The organism is Streptomyces sp. NPDC025793, from assembly GCF_055558375.1.
This window is the reverse complement of sequence record NZ_JBVHMR010000026.1, coordinates 44925-59870: the sequence shown is the minus strand read 5'-3', so window position 1 is coordinate 59870 and position 14946 is coordinate 44925. Positions and strand designations below refer to the sequence as shown.

Annotated in this window: 2 protein-coding genes; both read left to right on the top strand. The window is 75.1% G+C overall.

Annotated elements, in window-relative coordinates:
* Positions 1 to 20 precede the first annotated feature (20 nt).
* Positions 21 to 6227, top strand: a complete 6207-nt coding sequence (locus ACZ4MF_RS34810; RefSeq protein WP_467496439.1) for a type I polyketide synthase — start codon at positions 21 to 23, stop codon at positions 6225 to 6227.
* 36 nt (positions 6228 to 6263) lie between these two features.
* Entirely contained in the window at positions 6264 to 14705 is an 8442-nt protein-coding gene (locus ACZ4MF_RS34805; RefSeq protein WP_467496437.1) for an SDR family NAD(P)-dependent oxidoreductase, read from the top strand.
* The last annotated feature ends 241 nt before the right edge of the window (positions 14706 to 14946 follow it).

Sequence of the window (14946 nt, the reverse complement as noted above, 5' to 3'; positions counted from 1 at the left end):
TGTGAACCTGTGAGGTCCCGATGGTGGAACAAGACAAGATGCTCCGGCTTCTCAAGCAGGTCACGACCGAACTGCACGAGACCCGGCAGCGCCTCGAACAGCGGGAAGCACGCGACGGCGAGCCCATAGCGATCGTCGGCATGGGCTGCCGCTACCCCGGGGGGATCGTCTCCCCGGACACTCTGTGGGACCTGGTCGCCGAAGGCCGCGACGCGGTGGGGGAGTTCCCCGACGACCGTGGCTGGGACCTGGAGAACCTCTTCGACGACGACCCCACCGCGAACGGCAAGTGCTACGCCAGGACCGGGGGGTTCATCGAGGGCGCCACCGACTTCGACCCCGCGTTCTTCGGGATCTCCCCGCGCGAGGCCCTCGCCATGGACCCCCAGCAGCGGGTGCTCCTGGAGACCGCCTGGGAGACCTTCGAACACGCCGGCATCGACCCGGCCACGCTGCGCGGCAGCCGCACCGGACTGTTCGTCGGCATCCCGTCCTCCGACTACGGCCACCGCCGGGGCGAACGGGACGACGTCGAGGGCTTCCTCCTCACCGGCAACACGTGCAGCGTCGCCTCCGGGCGCCTCGCCTACTTCTTCGGCCTCGAAGGGCCGGTCGCCTCCGTCGACACCGCCTGCTCCTCCGCGCTCGTCGCCCTCCACCAGGCCGTGCGCGCCCTGCGGGCGGGGGAGTGCGCCATGGCCCTCGCGGGCGGCGTCACCGTCATGACCGGGCCCGGCATCTTCCTGGAGTTCTCCCGCCAGCGCGGCCTCGCCAAGGACGGCCGCTGCAAGTCTTTCTCGGATGACGCCGACGGCACCGGCTGGTCCGAGGGCGCCGGTCTCTTCCTGATCGAGCGGCTCTCCGACGCCCGCCGCAACGGCCACCGCGTCCTCGCGGTAATCAGGGGCTCGGCCGTCAACTCCGACGGCGCCTCCAACGGGCTCACCGCCCCCAACGGCCCCTCCCAACAGCGCGTCATCCGGGCCGCGTTGGCGGACGCCGGGCTGTCCACGGCCGACGTGGACGTCGTCGAGGCGCACGGCACCGGCACCGCGCTCGGCGACCCCATCGAGGCCCAGGCCGTCATCGCGACCTACGGCCAGGGGCACACCGCCGAGAGGCCGCTGCTCCTCGGGTCCATCAAGTCGAACATCGGGCACTCGCAGGGCGCGGCGGGCGGGGCCAGCGTCATCAAGGCCGTCATGTCCCTGCGGCACTCCCTCGTGCCCGCATCCCTCAACATCACCGAGCCCTCCAGCCACGTCGACTGGGACGCCGGCGCCGTGGAGCTGGTCTCCGAGGCCACGCCCTGGCCGCGCGTCGAGCGGGCCCGCCGCATCGGGGTGTCGTCGTTCGGGATCAGCGGGACGAACGTGCACATCGTCCTGGAGTCGGCGCCCGAGGACGAGCCCGCGCAGGAGGCGCCCTGGGCCGGCGGCCCCGTCCCGCTCGTCCTCACCGCCAAGTCCGAGGCCGCGCTCCACGCCCGCGCCGCCGCCCTGCGCGAGCGCCTCGACGCGCCCCTCCCCGACCTCGCCCACTCCCTCGTGACGACCCGCGCCCACCTCGACTTCCGAGGAGTCGTCCTCGCCGACGACCGCGAGAGCGCCCTGCGCTCCCTCGGCGCCCTCGCGGACGGCCTCCCCGACGCCAGAACCGTCACCAACACCGCCGGACCCGCCCGCCTCGCGTTCCTGTTCGGCGGGCAGGGCTCCCAACGTCCCGGAATGGGCACGGAGTTGTACGACCGGTTCCCCGTCTTCGCCAAGGCGCACGACCGGGTGACGGAACTCCTCGGCCTGCCGCGCGAACCGGAGGACCTGGACCGTACGGGGGTCGCCCAGCCCGCGCTGTTCGCGCTGGAGGTCGCGCTGTTCGAGCTTGTGTCGTCGTTCGGCATCAAGGCGGACGTCGTCGGCGGGCACTCGCTCGGTGAGTTCGCCGCCGCCTACGCGGCCGGTGTCTGGTCGCTGGAGGACGCGTGCCGGATCGTCGCGGCCCGCGCCCGCCTGATGGACGGGCTGCCCGAGGGCGGTGCCATGGCGTCCATCGCGGCTCAACGCGCCCAGGTGGAGGAGCTGTTGACCGACGGCGTCGCCATCGGCGTCGTCAACGCGCCCACCTCGGTGGTCGTCTCCGGTGACGAAGCCGCCGTCCTCGCGGTCGTCGGCAAGGCCAAGGAGCGCGGCTGGAAGGCGACCCGCCTCAAGGTCTCCCACGCCTTCCACAGCGCCCGCATGGAGCCGGTGCTCGAAGAGTTCCGTGCCGTCCTCGTCCAAGCCGAGTTCAACGAGCCCGAGGTGACCGGTCTCTGCAACGTCACGGGCGGGCTCGCCGACCGCTGGACCGACCCCGCGTACTGGGTCGAGCACCTCCGGCACGCCGTCCTGTTCGCGGACAACGTCGCCACCCTGGCCGACCAGGGCGTCACCGCCGTCCTGGAACTCGGCGCCGACTCCACCCTGACCTCGCAGCTCGGCCTGACGCTCACCGACCCGGTGTGCGCGACCCCGGCACTGCGCAAGGACCGGCAGGAGCCGGTGAGTCTGCTGGGCGCGCTCGCCGAGCTGTACTGCCACGGCGTGCCCGTCGACTGGACGCCGCTGTTCGAGGGGGCCCGCCGGGTGGAGCTGCCGACGTACCCGTTCCAGCGGGAGCGGTACTGGATGAGCGGCAGCGGCGGGAGTGTGGACGTGCGCGGGCTCGGGCTCGGCGCGACCGACCACGCCGTGCTCGGCGCCTGCGTCGACCTGCCCGACGGCGCCGGCACCGTCCTCACCGGCCGCCTCTCGCGCGGCGCCCAGCCCTGGCTGGCCGACCACCCCGCCGTCCCGGCCGCCGCCCTCGCCGACCTCGTCGTGCGGGCCGGCGACGAGGCCGGGTACGACACCCTCGTCAGCCTCGACGCCGTCGCCCCCCTCGTCGTCCCGCCCGGCACGGACGTCCACCTCCGCGTCGTCCTGACCGCGCCCGGCGAGGACGGCACCGCCCGGGTCACCGTCCACGCGCGCCCCGACGGCGGCACCGACTGGACCTGCCACGCCACCGCCGTCCTCGCCACCCGCCACGAGACGCCGCCCGCGACACCCGGCGCCCCCGAGGCGGGGGAGGAACTGGAGGTCCCCGCCGAAGGCGCCCTGCGCTCCCTGCGGCTCGACGGCGACGCCGCCCACGCGCACCTCGCGCTGCCCCCGGCCCACGTCCGCGACGCCACCCGCTACGGCCTGCACCCCGCGCTCCTCGACGGCGCCCTCACGGCGGCCCGGCTCGCCGGACTCGCCCCGGCCGACAGCGTCGCCGTCGGCTGGAGCGAGGTGCGCCTGCACGCCGCCGGGGCGAGCGAGGCGCGGCTGACCGTCCGCAAGGACGACTCCGGGCTGCGGCTGAGCCTCGCCGACGAGTCGGGGATGCGCGTCTTCGACGCGGTGATCAACCGCTTCGGGGACGCGTCCGCCGCGCGGCGGGCCGAGGCCGCGCTGCGGGACGACCCGCTGTACACCGTCGAGTGGACGACCGTCGCGGGCGGCACGGACGAGACCGAGTGGGCCGCGCTGGACGGACCGGCGGCGCTCGCCGGGGTGCCGGACGGGACGGGGACCGTGGTGTGGCGCCTGCCCGCCCACGAGACCGGCCCCGACGACACCCACGCCGTCCACGAAGCCGTCCACACCGCCCTCGCCCTCCTCCAGGCGTTCCTCGCCGACGACCGCCTCACCGGCACCCGGCTCGCCATCGCCACCCGGCACGCCGTGGCCATCGGCGCCGCCGACCGCCCCGTCGACCCCGCCGCCGCGGCCGTCTGGGGCCTCGTCCGCTCCGCCCAGTCCGAACACACCGGCCGGGTGCTGCTCGTCGACAACGACGGCGACGGCGACGGCATCGGCCGGGCCCTCGCGACCGGCGAGCCGCAGACCGCCGTCCGCGACGGAACCGTCTGGGCCCCCCGCCTGACGACCGTCCCCGCGCCCGCGCTCGCCCCGCTGCCCGAGGGCTTCTGGCGGCTCCTGGACGACGGGCGGGGCCGCGTCGACTCGGTCGTCCCCCGGCCCGTCGAGCAGGAGACGGCGCTCGCCCCCGGTGAGATCCGTGTCTCCGTGCGCGCGGCCGGAGTGAATTTCCGGGACGTCCTCACCGTCCTCGGCATGTACCCCGGGGAGCCGCTGCCGCTCGGCATGGAGGGGGCCGGTGTGGTGACCGAACTCGGGCCGGACGTCACGGGGTTCACCGTCGGCGACCGGGTGACGGGCCTGTCCACCGGCACCTTCGCCCCCGAGACCGTCGCCGACCACCGCACCTGGAGCCGCTTCCCCGACCACTGGACGTTCGCGCAGGCCGCGTCCGTCCCGGTCACCTTCCTCACCGCCTGGTACGGCCTGTTCGACCTCGGCGAGCTGAAGCCCGGAGACAAGGTCCTCATCCATTCGGCGGCCGGCGGCGTCGGCATGGCGGCCGTCCAGCTCGCCCAGCACCTCGGCGCCGAGGTGTACGCCACCGCGAGCCCCGCCAAACAGCACGTCCTGCCCCTCGACGCCGACCACATCGGCTCCTCCCGCGACACGGAGTTCGAGGAGCGCTTCCCCCAGGTCGACGTCGTCCTCAACTCCCTCGCCGGGGAGTTCACCGACGCCTCCTTCCGGCTCCTCGCGCCCGGCGGACGGTTCGTCGAGATGGGGAAGACGGACCTGCGGGAGCCCGAGGACATCACGTACCGCGCCTTCGACCTGGTGGAGGCCGGGCCCGAGCGGATGCGGGAGATTTTCGCCGAACTGTCCGCCCTGTTCGAGACGGACGCCCTCAAGCCGCTCCCCGTCACCTGCTGGGACGTGCGCCGCGCCCCCGAGGCCATGCGGCACATGAGCCAGGCCCGCCACATCGGCAAGGTCGTCCTCACCGTCCCCCGCCCCCTCGGCCCCGAGGGCATGGTCCTGATCACCGGCGGTACCGGCGGCGTGGGACGCGCGGTCGCCGAACACCTCGTCGCCGCGCACGGCGTGAGACGCCTGCTGCTCACGTCCCGACGCGGCCCCGACGCCCCCGGCGCCGACGAACTGCGCGAACTGGACGCGGAGGTCACCGTCGTCGCCTGCGACGCCGGTGACCCGGAACAGGTACGGGAACTGGTCGCCTCGGTGCCCGATCTGACGGCGGTGATCCACGCGGCGGGTGTTGTGGACGACGGACTCGTCACCGACCTGACCCCGCAGCGCCTCGACGCGGTCCTCGCCCCCAAGGCGGACGCGGCCCGGATCCTCCACGACCTGACACTCCGTCACGACCTCGCCGCCTTCGTGCTGTTCTCGTCGGCGGCCGGGGTCCTCGGGGCGCCGGGGCAGGCCAACTACGCCGCCGCGAACGCCGTGCTGGACACGCTCGCCGCCGAACGGGGGCGGGCCGGGCTGCCGGGCACCGCGATGGCGTGGGGGCTGTGGGCCGGCACCGGGATGGGCGCCGAACTGTCCGAGCAGGATCTGCTGAGGCTCGCCCGCGGGGGCGTCGTCCCCCTCACCCCCGAACGGGGGCTCGCCCTCTTCGACACCGCCCTCAGGTCCGCCGTGCCCGCCGTCACGCCGCTCGCCCTCGACACCGGGCGCCTCGAAGCCGCCGGCGACGCGCTGGCCCCGCTGCTGCGGGGGCTCGTGCGGCGCACGGTGCGCCGGCAGGCCGGGGGAGCGAAGGAGGCGGCCGGCGGGGCGTGGCTGGAGGAGATCAAGGCGGCGGCGCCCGCCGACCGGCAGCGCAAGGTCCTCGACATGGTGGTGTCGCTGCTGGCCCGGGTCCTCGGACACGCGGACGCCCGCCGTATCCGGCCCGGACAGCCGTTCACGGAACTGGGTCTCGACTCCCTCACCGGGGTCGAACTGCGCAACCAGCTCGCCGCCGCCACCCGGCTCAGACTCCCCGCGACCCTCGTCTTCGACCACCCCACCCCTCAAGCCATCGCCGACCAGCTCCTCACTGACCTGTTCGGCGCCGACGCCCTCACCACCGGCCCCGCCGAGGTCCGCGACCCGGCGGCTCCCCTGCGGGACGGCATCGCCAGGCTCCACGAACAGCTCGCCCAGGCGGACCCCACCGACGCCGCGTTCGCGGACGTCGAACCGGCACTGCGGCAGCTCCTCGCCGCATGGACGGCCGCCCGCGCCGACGACGACACCCACGCGGACGTCAGCGAGGCCAGCGCGGAAGACCTGTTCGCCCTGCTGGACAACGAACTCGGCACCGCGTGAGCCACCCGCTCGGAGCATTAGGAGAGCCCCCCCACGATGACCACCGAAGAGCAGTACCTCGACTACCTGAAGCGGGCCACCGTCGACCTGCGCGAGACCCGCAAGGAACTGCGCAGGCTCCAGGACCGCGGCCACGAGCCCATCGCCGTCGTCGGTGTAGGTTGCCGCTTCCCCGGTGGTGTCGGCTCTCCCGAGGACCTCTGGCAGCTCCTCGAAGGCGGCGGGGAAACCCTCGGCCCGTTCCCCGAGAACCGGGGCTGGGACCTGGAACAGCTCTTCGACACCAGCCCCGAGAACCCCGTCAAGTGCGCCACCGAACAGGCCAACTTCCTGTACGACGCGCCCGCGTTCGACGCCGGGCTGTTCGGGATCTCCCCGCGCGAGGCCCTCGCCATGGAGCCCCAGCAGCGCATCGCCCTCGAAGTGGCCTGGGAGGCGTTCGAACGGGCCGGCATCGACCCGACCTCGCTGCGCGGCAGCGACACCGGGGTCTGGGTCGGCGCCATCAGCCAGAACTACGCCCACGGCCGCAAGGCGACCACCCTCGTCGGCAGCCTGATGACCGGGACGACCAACAGCGTCCTGTCCGGCCGCATCGCCTACACCTTCGGCCTCGAAGGACCCACGGTCAGCCTCGACACCGCCTGCTCCTCCTCCCTCGTCGCCCTGCACCTCGCCGTGCAGGCGCTGCGGGCCGGGGAGTGCTCCCTCGCGCTCGCGGGCGGGGTGACCGTGCTCAGCAAGCCCGAGCTGTTCGTCGAGTTCTCCGCCGTCCGGGGCCTGTCGCCCGACGGACGGTGCCGCGCCTTCTCGGACGACGCCGACGGGGTCGGCTGGTCCGAGGGCGCCGGACTCCTGCTCGTCGAGCGGCTCTCCGACGCGCTGGCGGCAGGGCACCCGGTGCTGGCGGTCATCCGGGGGACGGCCGTCAACGCCGACGGCGCCTCCAACGGGCTCACCGCCCCCAACGGCCCCTCCCAGCAGCGGGTCATCCGCGCCGCCCTGCGCAACGCCCGCCTCGGCCCGGCCGACGTCGACGCCGTCGAGGCCCACGGCACCGGCACACCCCTCGGCGACCCCATCGAGGCGGAGGCGCTGCTCGCCGCGTACGGACAGGACCGCCAGGAGCCGCTGTACGTCGGCTCCGTCAAGTCCAACATCGGGCACACCCAGGGCGCGGCGGGCGCGGCCGGCGTCATCAAGATGATGATGGCCCTGCGCCACGGCCGCCTCCCGCGCACCCTGCACGTCAGCGCGCCGACGAGCCACGTCGACTGGTCCGCCGGGGAGGTCGAGGTCCTCACCGGGTCCGTCCCCTGGCCCGAGAGCCACCGGCCGCGCCGCGCGGGCATCTCGGCGTTCGGCCTCAGCGGCACCAACGCCCACCTGATCCTGGAAGAGGCACCGAAGGCGGCGCCGCAGACCACCGCAGAGGGACAGCCGGCCGTCTCCCGCACCACCGCCTGGCCCCTGTCCGCCACCACCCCGGCCGCCCTGCGCGCCCAAGCCCTGCGCATCCACGACCACCTGGCCGCCGCCCCCGCCCCCTCCCCGGCCTCCGTCGCCAGGGCTCTCGCCACCACCCGCGCCCACCTCGACACCCGCGCGGTCGTCATCGGCGCCGACCACGACACCCTCCTCACCGCGCTGAAAACCCTCGCCGAAGGGGAGACCGCCCCAGGGGTCGTGGCCGGCACCGAACTCATCTCCGGCCCCCTCACGGCCGTCCTCTTCGGCGGCCAGGGCGGCCAGCGCCTGCGCATGGGCGCCGAACTCCACGACCGCTTCCCGGTGTTCGCCGAGACCTTCGACGAGGCCTGCACCGCGCTGGAGGCCGAACTCGGCCACTCCGTGCGGGACGTCGTCCTCGGCGACGACGCCGAACGCCTCGCCGACACCGGGTTCGCGCAGCCCGCCCTGTTCGCCCTTGAAGCCGCCCTGTACGCCCTGGTCACCGACCTCGGCGTGAGCGTGGACGCGGTCGCCGGACACTCCATCGGCGAGCTGACCGCCGCCTACGTCGCGGGCGTCTGGTCGCTGCCGGACGCCTGCAAGGTCGTCGCCGCCCGGGCCCGCCTGATGAGCGACCTCCCGCGCGGCGGCGCCATGGCCGCCCTCGGCACCGACCGGGCGGGCGCCGAGAAACTCGCGGCCGACCAGCCCGGCGTGGAGATCGCCGCCGTCAACAGCCCGCAGGCCACGGTGGTCTCGGGCGACGCCGACCGGGTCGCCACCGTCCGGCAGCGCGCCGTGGACGCCGGCCTCAGGGCGACCGCGCTGCGCGTCTCGCACGCCTTCCACAGCGCCCACATGGACGGCATGCTCGACGCCTACCGCACGGCTCTGGAGTCGGTCTCCTTCGCCGAGCCCCGCCTCGCGGCCGTCTCCACCCTCACCGGCCGCCCCGTCGAACCCGGGCAGTGGACCGACCCCGGCTACTGGACCGAACAGGTCCGCCGCCCCGTCCTGTTCGCCGACGCCGTCCGCGCCCTGGAGGAACAGGGCGCGACCGCGTACCTCGAACTCGGCGCCGACGCCTCCCTCGCCACCCACGCGAGCCTCACCGTCACCGACACGCACGCCCTCGTCACCTCCGCCCTCGGCCCCGTCCGCCAGGGCCGCCCCACCCAGGACGAGGCGACCGCCCTCCTGTCGGCCGCCGCCCGCCTGTACGGCCACGGCGTGCCCGTCGCCTGGGAGCGCGCCGCCGACCCGGCCCCCGCCGCCCTCGGCCTGCCGACGTACGCCTTCCAGCGCGAGGAGTACTGGCTCGCCGACCCGGTGCCTCCGGGCGGCTCGGGCTGGTGCCACGAGGAACGCTGGGAACCGCTCGACGCAGGCGGCGAGGTGAACCGCCCGCTGCTGGTCGTCCCGGAAGGGTATGAGGACCACCCCTGGGCCCGTGCCCTCGCGGAGATCCTCCCCACGGTCACCGTCACCCCCGAGGCCCCCGACCTCACCGGCCACGACACCGGCGGCGGCATCCTCTCCCTCCTCGCCCTCGCCGACACCCCGGCCGACCGGGACCGGCCCACCCTCACCCCCGGCCTGGCCGGCACCCTCGCCCTCCTCCAGGCCGCCACCGGCACCCGCCTGTGGTGCGCGACCCTCGGCGCGGTCGCCGTCACCGACGACGAACCCGCCGACGCCCTTCTCCAGGCCCCCGTCTGGGCCCTCGGCCGCGTCGCCGCCCTCGAACTCCCCACCGTCTGGGGCGGAGTGATCGACCTCCCCGCCGAACCCACCCCCGAAGCGGTCACCGCCGTCCTCGCCGGACACGGCACCGAGGACCAGATCGCCGTACGCGGCGCCGCCGCCTACGGCCGCCGCCTCGCCCCCTCCACCGCCGCCGCGCCCGACCAGGAGCCCTGGCAGCCGCGCGGCACGGTCCTCGTCACCGGCGGCACCGGCGGCCTCGGCACGCACCTCGCCCAGTGGCTCACCGCGAACGGCGCCGACGACGTCGTCCTCCTCTCCCGCCGGGGTCCCGACGCTCCCGGTGCCGCCGAGCTCGACGGAGTCACTGTCCTGGCCTGCGACGTCTCCGACCGTCAGCAGCTCGCCGCCGTCATCGCGGCGCACCCGCCGACGGCGATCGTGCACGCGGCGGGCGTCCTCGACGACGGGATGCTGGCCGGCCTGACCCCGCAGCGGTTCGCGACGGTCCTCGCGCCCAAGGCCGACGCCGCCCTGCACCTGCACGAACTCACCCGGGACCTCGACCTCGACGCGTTCGTCCTGTTCTCCTCCTCGGCCGCCACCCTCGGCTCACCCGGCCAGGGCAACTACGCCGCCGCCAACGCCGTCCTCGACGCGCTCGCCCGGCACCGGCACACCCTCGGACTGCCCGCCACCTCCCTCGCCTGGGGCCCCTGGGCGGGCGCCGGGATGGCCGCGACCGACGGCGTCGCCGACCAGTGGGACCAGCGGCCGGGACTGCACCTGATGCGCCCGCGCACGGCCCTCGGAGTCCTCGGCCGCGCCGTCGGCTCGGGCGAGCCCGCGCTGACCGTCGCGTCCGTCGCATGGGACCGCTTCCTGCCGCTGTACACGGCCGCCAGGCCCAGCACCTACTTCGACCTGATCCCCCGCCCCGCCGCCGTCGGCGCGCTCGTGGCACCGACGCCGTCCCCCCAGGCGCAGTCCCGGCTCGCCCGCACGGTCGCGGAGCTGCCGGAGAGCGACCGCGAGGGCTTCCTGCTGCGGCTCGTCGCCGACCAGGTCGCCACCGTCCTCGGCCACGCCGACGGCAGCGCCGTCTCCGCCCGCCGCTCCTTCACCGACCTCGGCATCACGTCGATGAACGCCGTCGAGATCCGGGGCGCGCTGTGCGAGGCGACCGGCGTCGACCTGCCCGTGACGGTCGTCTTCGACCAGCCCACCCCGCGGGCCCTCGCCCGCCACCTCCTCGACGAACTCCTCGGCACCGCGGAGGAGTTCACGGCCGCCCCGGCGTACGCGGGCCGCGCCGACGAACCCGTCGCGATCCTCGGCATGAGCTGCCGTTTCCCCGGCGGCTCCACCACACCCGACCGGTTCTGGGAGCACCTCGTCTCCGCCACCGACCCGGTCGCCGAGGTCCCCGCCGACCGCTGGGACGCCGCCGACTTCTACGACCCGGTCCCCGGCACCCCCGGCAAGGCGTACACCCAGCAGGGCGCCTTCCTCGACACCATCTCCGGCTGGGACGCGGGCTTCTTCGGCTACACCCCCCGCGAAGCCCTGCGCCTCGACCCGCAGCACCGGCTCCTCATGGAGTTGGTCTGGGAAGCCGTCGAAAATGCCGGGATCTCGCCCGACGCGCTGCGCGGCAGCCGTACCGGGGTCTTCCTCGGCCTCACCGACTCCCAGTACGACGTCCGCCAGGTCGCCATCGAGGGCCCCGGCTGCTTCGACGACCCCAACTTCGGCCTCGGCACCTCCGTCAGCGCCGCCGCCGGACGCATCGCCTACCAGATGGACTGGCGCGGGCCGACGATGACCATCGACACCGCCTGCTCCTCCGCGCTCGTCGCCACCCACCTCGCCGTGCGCGCCCTGCGCTCCGGCGAGTGCGACTACGCCGTCGTCGGCGCCGCCAGCGAGGTCGTCGGCCCCGAGTTCTTCGTCCAGGCGTGCAAGATGAGCATGCTCGCCCCCGACGGCCGCACCAAGACCTTCGACGCCTCCGCCGACGGGTACGTCATCGGCGAGGGCGGCGGCGTCGTCCTGCTGCGCCGCGCCTCCGACGCCGAAGCGGCGGGCCAGCGCCCGCACGCCGTCATCCGGGGCACCGCCACCAACTCCGACGGCCGCAGCAACGGACTCACCGCCCCCAACCGGCACTCCCAGCTCGCCGTCATCCGCGCCGGCCAGGCCGACGCCGGGGTCACGCCCGACGACATCGCGTTCGTCGAGGCGCATGGCTCGGGCACCGCGCTCGGCGACGCCATCGAATTCGGCGTCCTCAAGGAGGTGTTCGGCAAGCGCCAGGCCGAACAGCCGCTGCGCGTCGGGGCGGTGAAGAGCAACATCGGCCACCTCCTCGTCGCCGCCGGCATGGCCGGGCTGATCAAGAGCACCCTGGCCCTCAGCGGCCGTGAACTCCCGCCCAACCTGCACCTGTCGACACCCAACGACACCGTCACCCTCGACGGCCCGGTACGCCCGGTCGACGGCCGTGAAGCGCTCGGCGAGGGACAGCTGCGGGCCGGCGTCAGCTCCTTCGGCTGGTCCGGGACCAACGCGCACCTGATCCTGGAGACGGTCCCGGAACAGGAGACGGCCGACGAACCCCGTGTCGAGGGCGGCCAGTTGCTGACCGTCTCCGGCGCCACCGAGGCCGGCGCCCGCGCCACCGCCCGCGCCCTCGCCGACCACCTCGAAGCCCACCCCGGCCTTGCACTCGCCGACGTCGCCCACACGTTGCACATCGGGCGCGCCGAACTGTCGTACCGGCGTGGAGTGGTGTGCGGTGACACGGCGTCGGCGGTCGCCGCACTCCGCGCGGACAGCGCCTGGTCGATGGCCTCCGAATCGCCCCGCTACACCTTCGTGCTGCCCGGCACGGGCGCGGACCCGGAGACGGTGGCCGCCCTCGCCGCCGCGCACCCCGCGTTCCGGGAGGCGTTCGAGGAGTCCGCGGATCACGCGTTCGCGGTCGAGTGGGCCACCTTCGCGCTGCTCAAGGCCTGGGGTATCGCCCTTCCCGGGACCGTGCTCGCGGCCGGGACGGACTCGCCGGCCGCCGCCTGCGTCACCGGGGCGCTCGACCTCGCGGACGCCCTGGACCCGTCGGCGAAGGCGGAACGCCGTCAAGGGCGCGCGGAGATCAGGGACTTGAGCGAGGCCCCCGAGGGGCTGCTCCTCACCTTCTCCGACCGTCCCGTCACCGACCGCCCCGACGAGGTGCCGCTGCTCGCCGTACCCGAGGGCGCCGACGCCGTCGAAGCGTGGCTGACCGTCATCGGCAGGCTGTGGGAGAGCGGACTCGCCGTCGACCTCACCCCGGCCCACGAGGACGCCCGGACGCTGCGGCTGCCGACCTACGCCTTCCAGCACACGCGCTACTGGCCCCGCAAGCCGGAGAACGCCCCCCAGACGAGCGCCCCGCAGTCGAGCGCCGACCTGCACCTCCTCGCCCCCAACTGGCGCCGCGAACTGTCCGCCCCGGCGACCCCGCCCGCCCCGGCCGGCACCGTCCTCGTCCTCGCCGACCCCGGGCCCCTCGCCGACGCCGCACGCGAAGCCGTCGAGGCGGGCGGACACCGAGCCGTGCTCGCCCACCCCGGGCAGGTGTACCGGGCGCCCGAAGCCGGGGCGCCGGGAACGGCCGACGCGGGGGAGCCCGAGCAGCTCGCGCGGCTCCTCGCGGACGCGGGGCTGGACGACAGCGGGCCGGTTCCCGTCGTGCACGCCCTCGGCGCCGGGGGGACGGAGGGCTTCTTCGCCCTGCTCGCCCTCGCACAGGCCACTGGCAAGGTGTTCCCCGGACGACCGCTCCGGCTGCTCGTCGTGACCCGGGGAACCGTCGACGTCCTCGGCGGCGAGGACATCGACCCGCACGCCGCGCTGCCCGTCGGCGCGAGCCGGGCGCTGCTCAGCGAGTACCCGACCGCCCGCATCCGGGTCGCCGACCTCGACGAGCGGGCCGGTGCCACCGAACTCGCCCGGGAGATCGGCGAGTTGCTCACCGCCCGAGGCTCCGCCGACCCGGCCGACCCCGGCCTCGTCACCGCCTGGCGGCGCGGACACCGCTGGCTGCGCACGCTGGAGCCGGTCACCCTGCCCGACGTGGACGACACGGCGGCCTGGAAACCGGGCGGCGCGTACGCGATCACCGGAGGCACCGGCGAACTCGGCCTCGCCCTCGCCGCCCGCCTCGCCCCCCTCGGCACCCGCCTCGCCCTCGTCGGACGGGCCCCGCTGCCGCCCGAGTCCGAGTGGGACACGGTGACCGAGGGACGCGCGGCGCGGGTCGTCGCCGAGATACGCCGCCTGCGCGCCCTCGGCGCCGAGGTGCTGCCCCTGACCGCCGACGTCACCGACGCCGCCGCGATCGGCGCCGCCCTCACCGCCGTCCGCGAACGCTTCGGGGCGCTCGACGGCGTCGTCCACGCGGCCGGCGCGCCCGGGAACGGGCTCGTGCAGAGCAAGACGCGCGAGCAGGCCCAGGCGGTGCTCGCGCCCAAGGTGGCCGGGACGCTGGCCCTTGCAGAGGCGCTGCGCGGCGAGCCGGTGGACCTGCTGGTGCTGTACTCGTCCGTGGCCGGCGCGATCGGCGGGCTCGGGGAGTCCGACTACGCCGCCGCCAACGCCTTCCTCGACGCGTTCGCGGCGGCGGAGGACGGGCGCGGGCGCGTCGCTCGGCGGGTCGTGTCCGTCGGCTGGGGGCCCTGGCGGCGGGACCGCTGGCAGACGGCCGTCTTCGCCGGCCAGCCCGAACTCCTCGCGCACATGCTGGCGCAGCGGGAGGCGCACGGCATCCCCGACGACCTCGGGACCGGCGCCCTCGCACAGATGATCGTCGCCGGTCCGGCCCAGGTGTACGCCCTCGCCAGGCCGCTCGCCGACCTCGCCGCCGAGACGTCCGCACCGGCCGTGGCCCCGCGGTCCTCCAGCGCCGTCCGGCACCCCCGGCCGGAGCTGCGCACCGCCTTCGTCGCCCCGCGCGGCGACGCCGAGCGGCGGGTCGCCGAGGTGTGGCAGGACCTCCTCGGCATCGAGGCGGTCGGCATCCACGACGCGTTCTTCGAACTCGGCGGGACCTCGCTGACCGGGCTCGCGGTCGTGGCCCGCCTGTCGGCCGAGTTCGGCGTCGAACTGGCCGCCGCCGGGCTGTTCGAGCGGCCGACGGTCGCCCAGCTCGCCGAGCTGCTGTCCGGGGCGAGCCCCGACGGGGCACCGGCACCGGCGGCGACCGACGCGGCGGCGGCACGCGGTGAGCGGCGCCGCGCGGCCCGGAGGAGCACGGGCACGCCCCGGCGCAGGGGCCGGTAAACCCCACGCAGGTCTTCCCGCAGCGCACGGCGATGCCGACCATCGCCGTGCGCTGCGTCGCGCTGCGCGCGGCCCCCTCCGACCGCGCATCATGCCTGGTCAACGCGATTACTTCGAGATGGGTGGCCAGTGGACGAGCGTCATTGGGGACCCCTGGCCACCCCCCTAATGTGAGGCGCGGGTCGGTGCCCCTCCGCCGGAACGCCGCTTTCCCACCCGCCTCCAACGACGCGTCACCGCA

Coding starts and splice junctions, on each gene's coding strand:
- ACZ4MF_RS34810 (WP_467496439.1), top strand. CDS start 21: ATGGTGGAACAAGACAAGATGCTCCGGCTTCTCAAGCAGGTCACGACC.
- ACZ4MF_RS34805 (WP_467496437.1), top strand. CDS start 6,264: ATGACCACCGAAGAGCAGTACCTCGACTACCTGAAGCGGGCCACCGTC.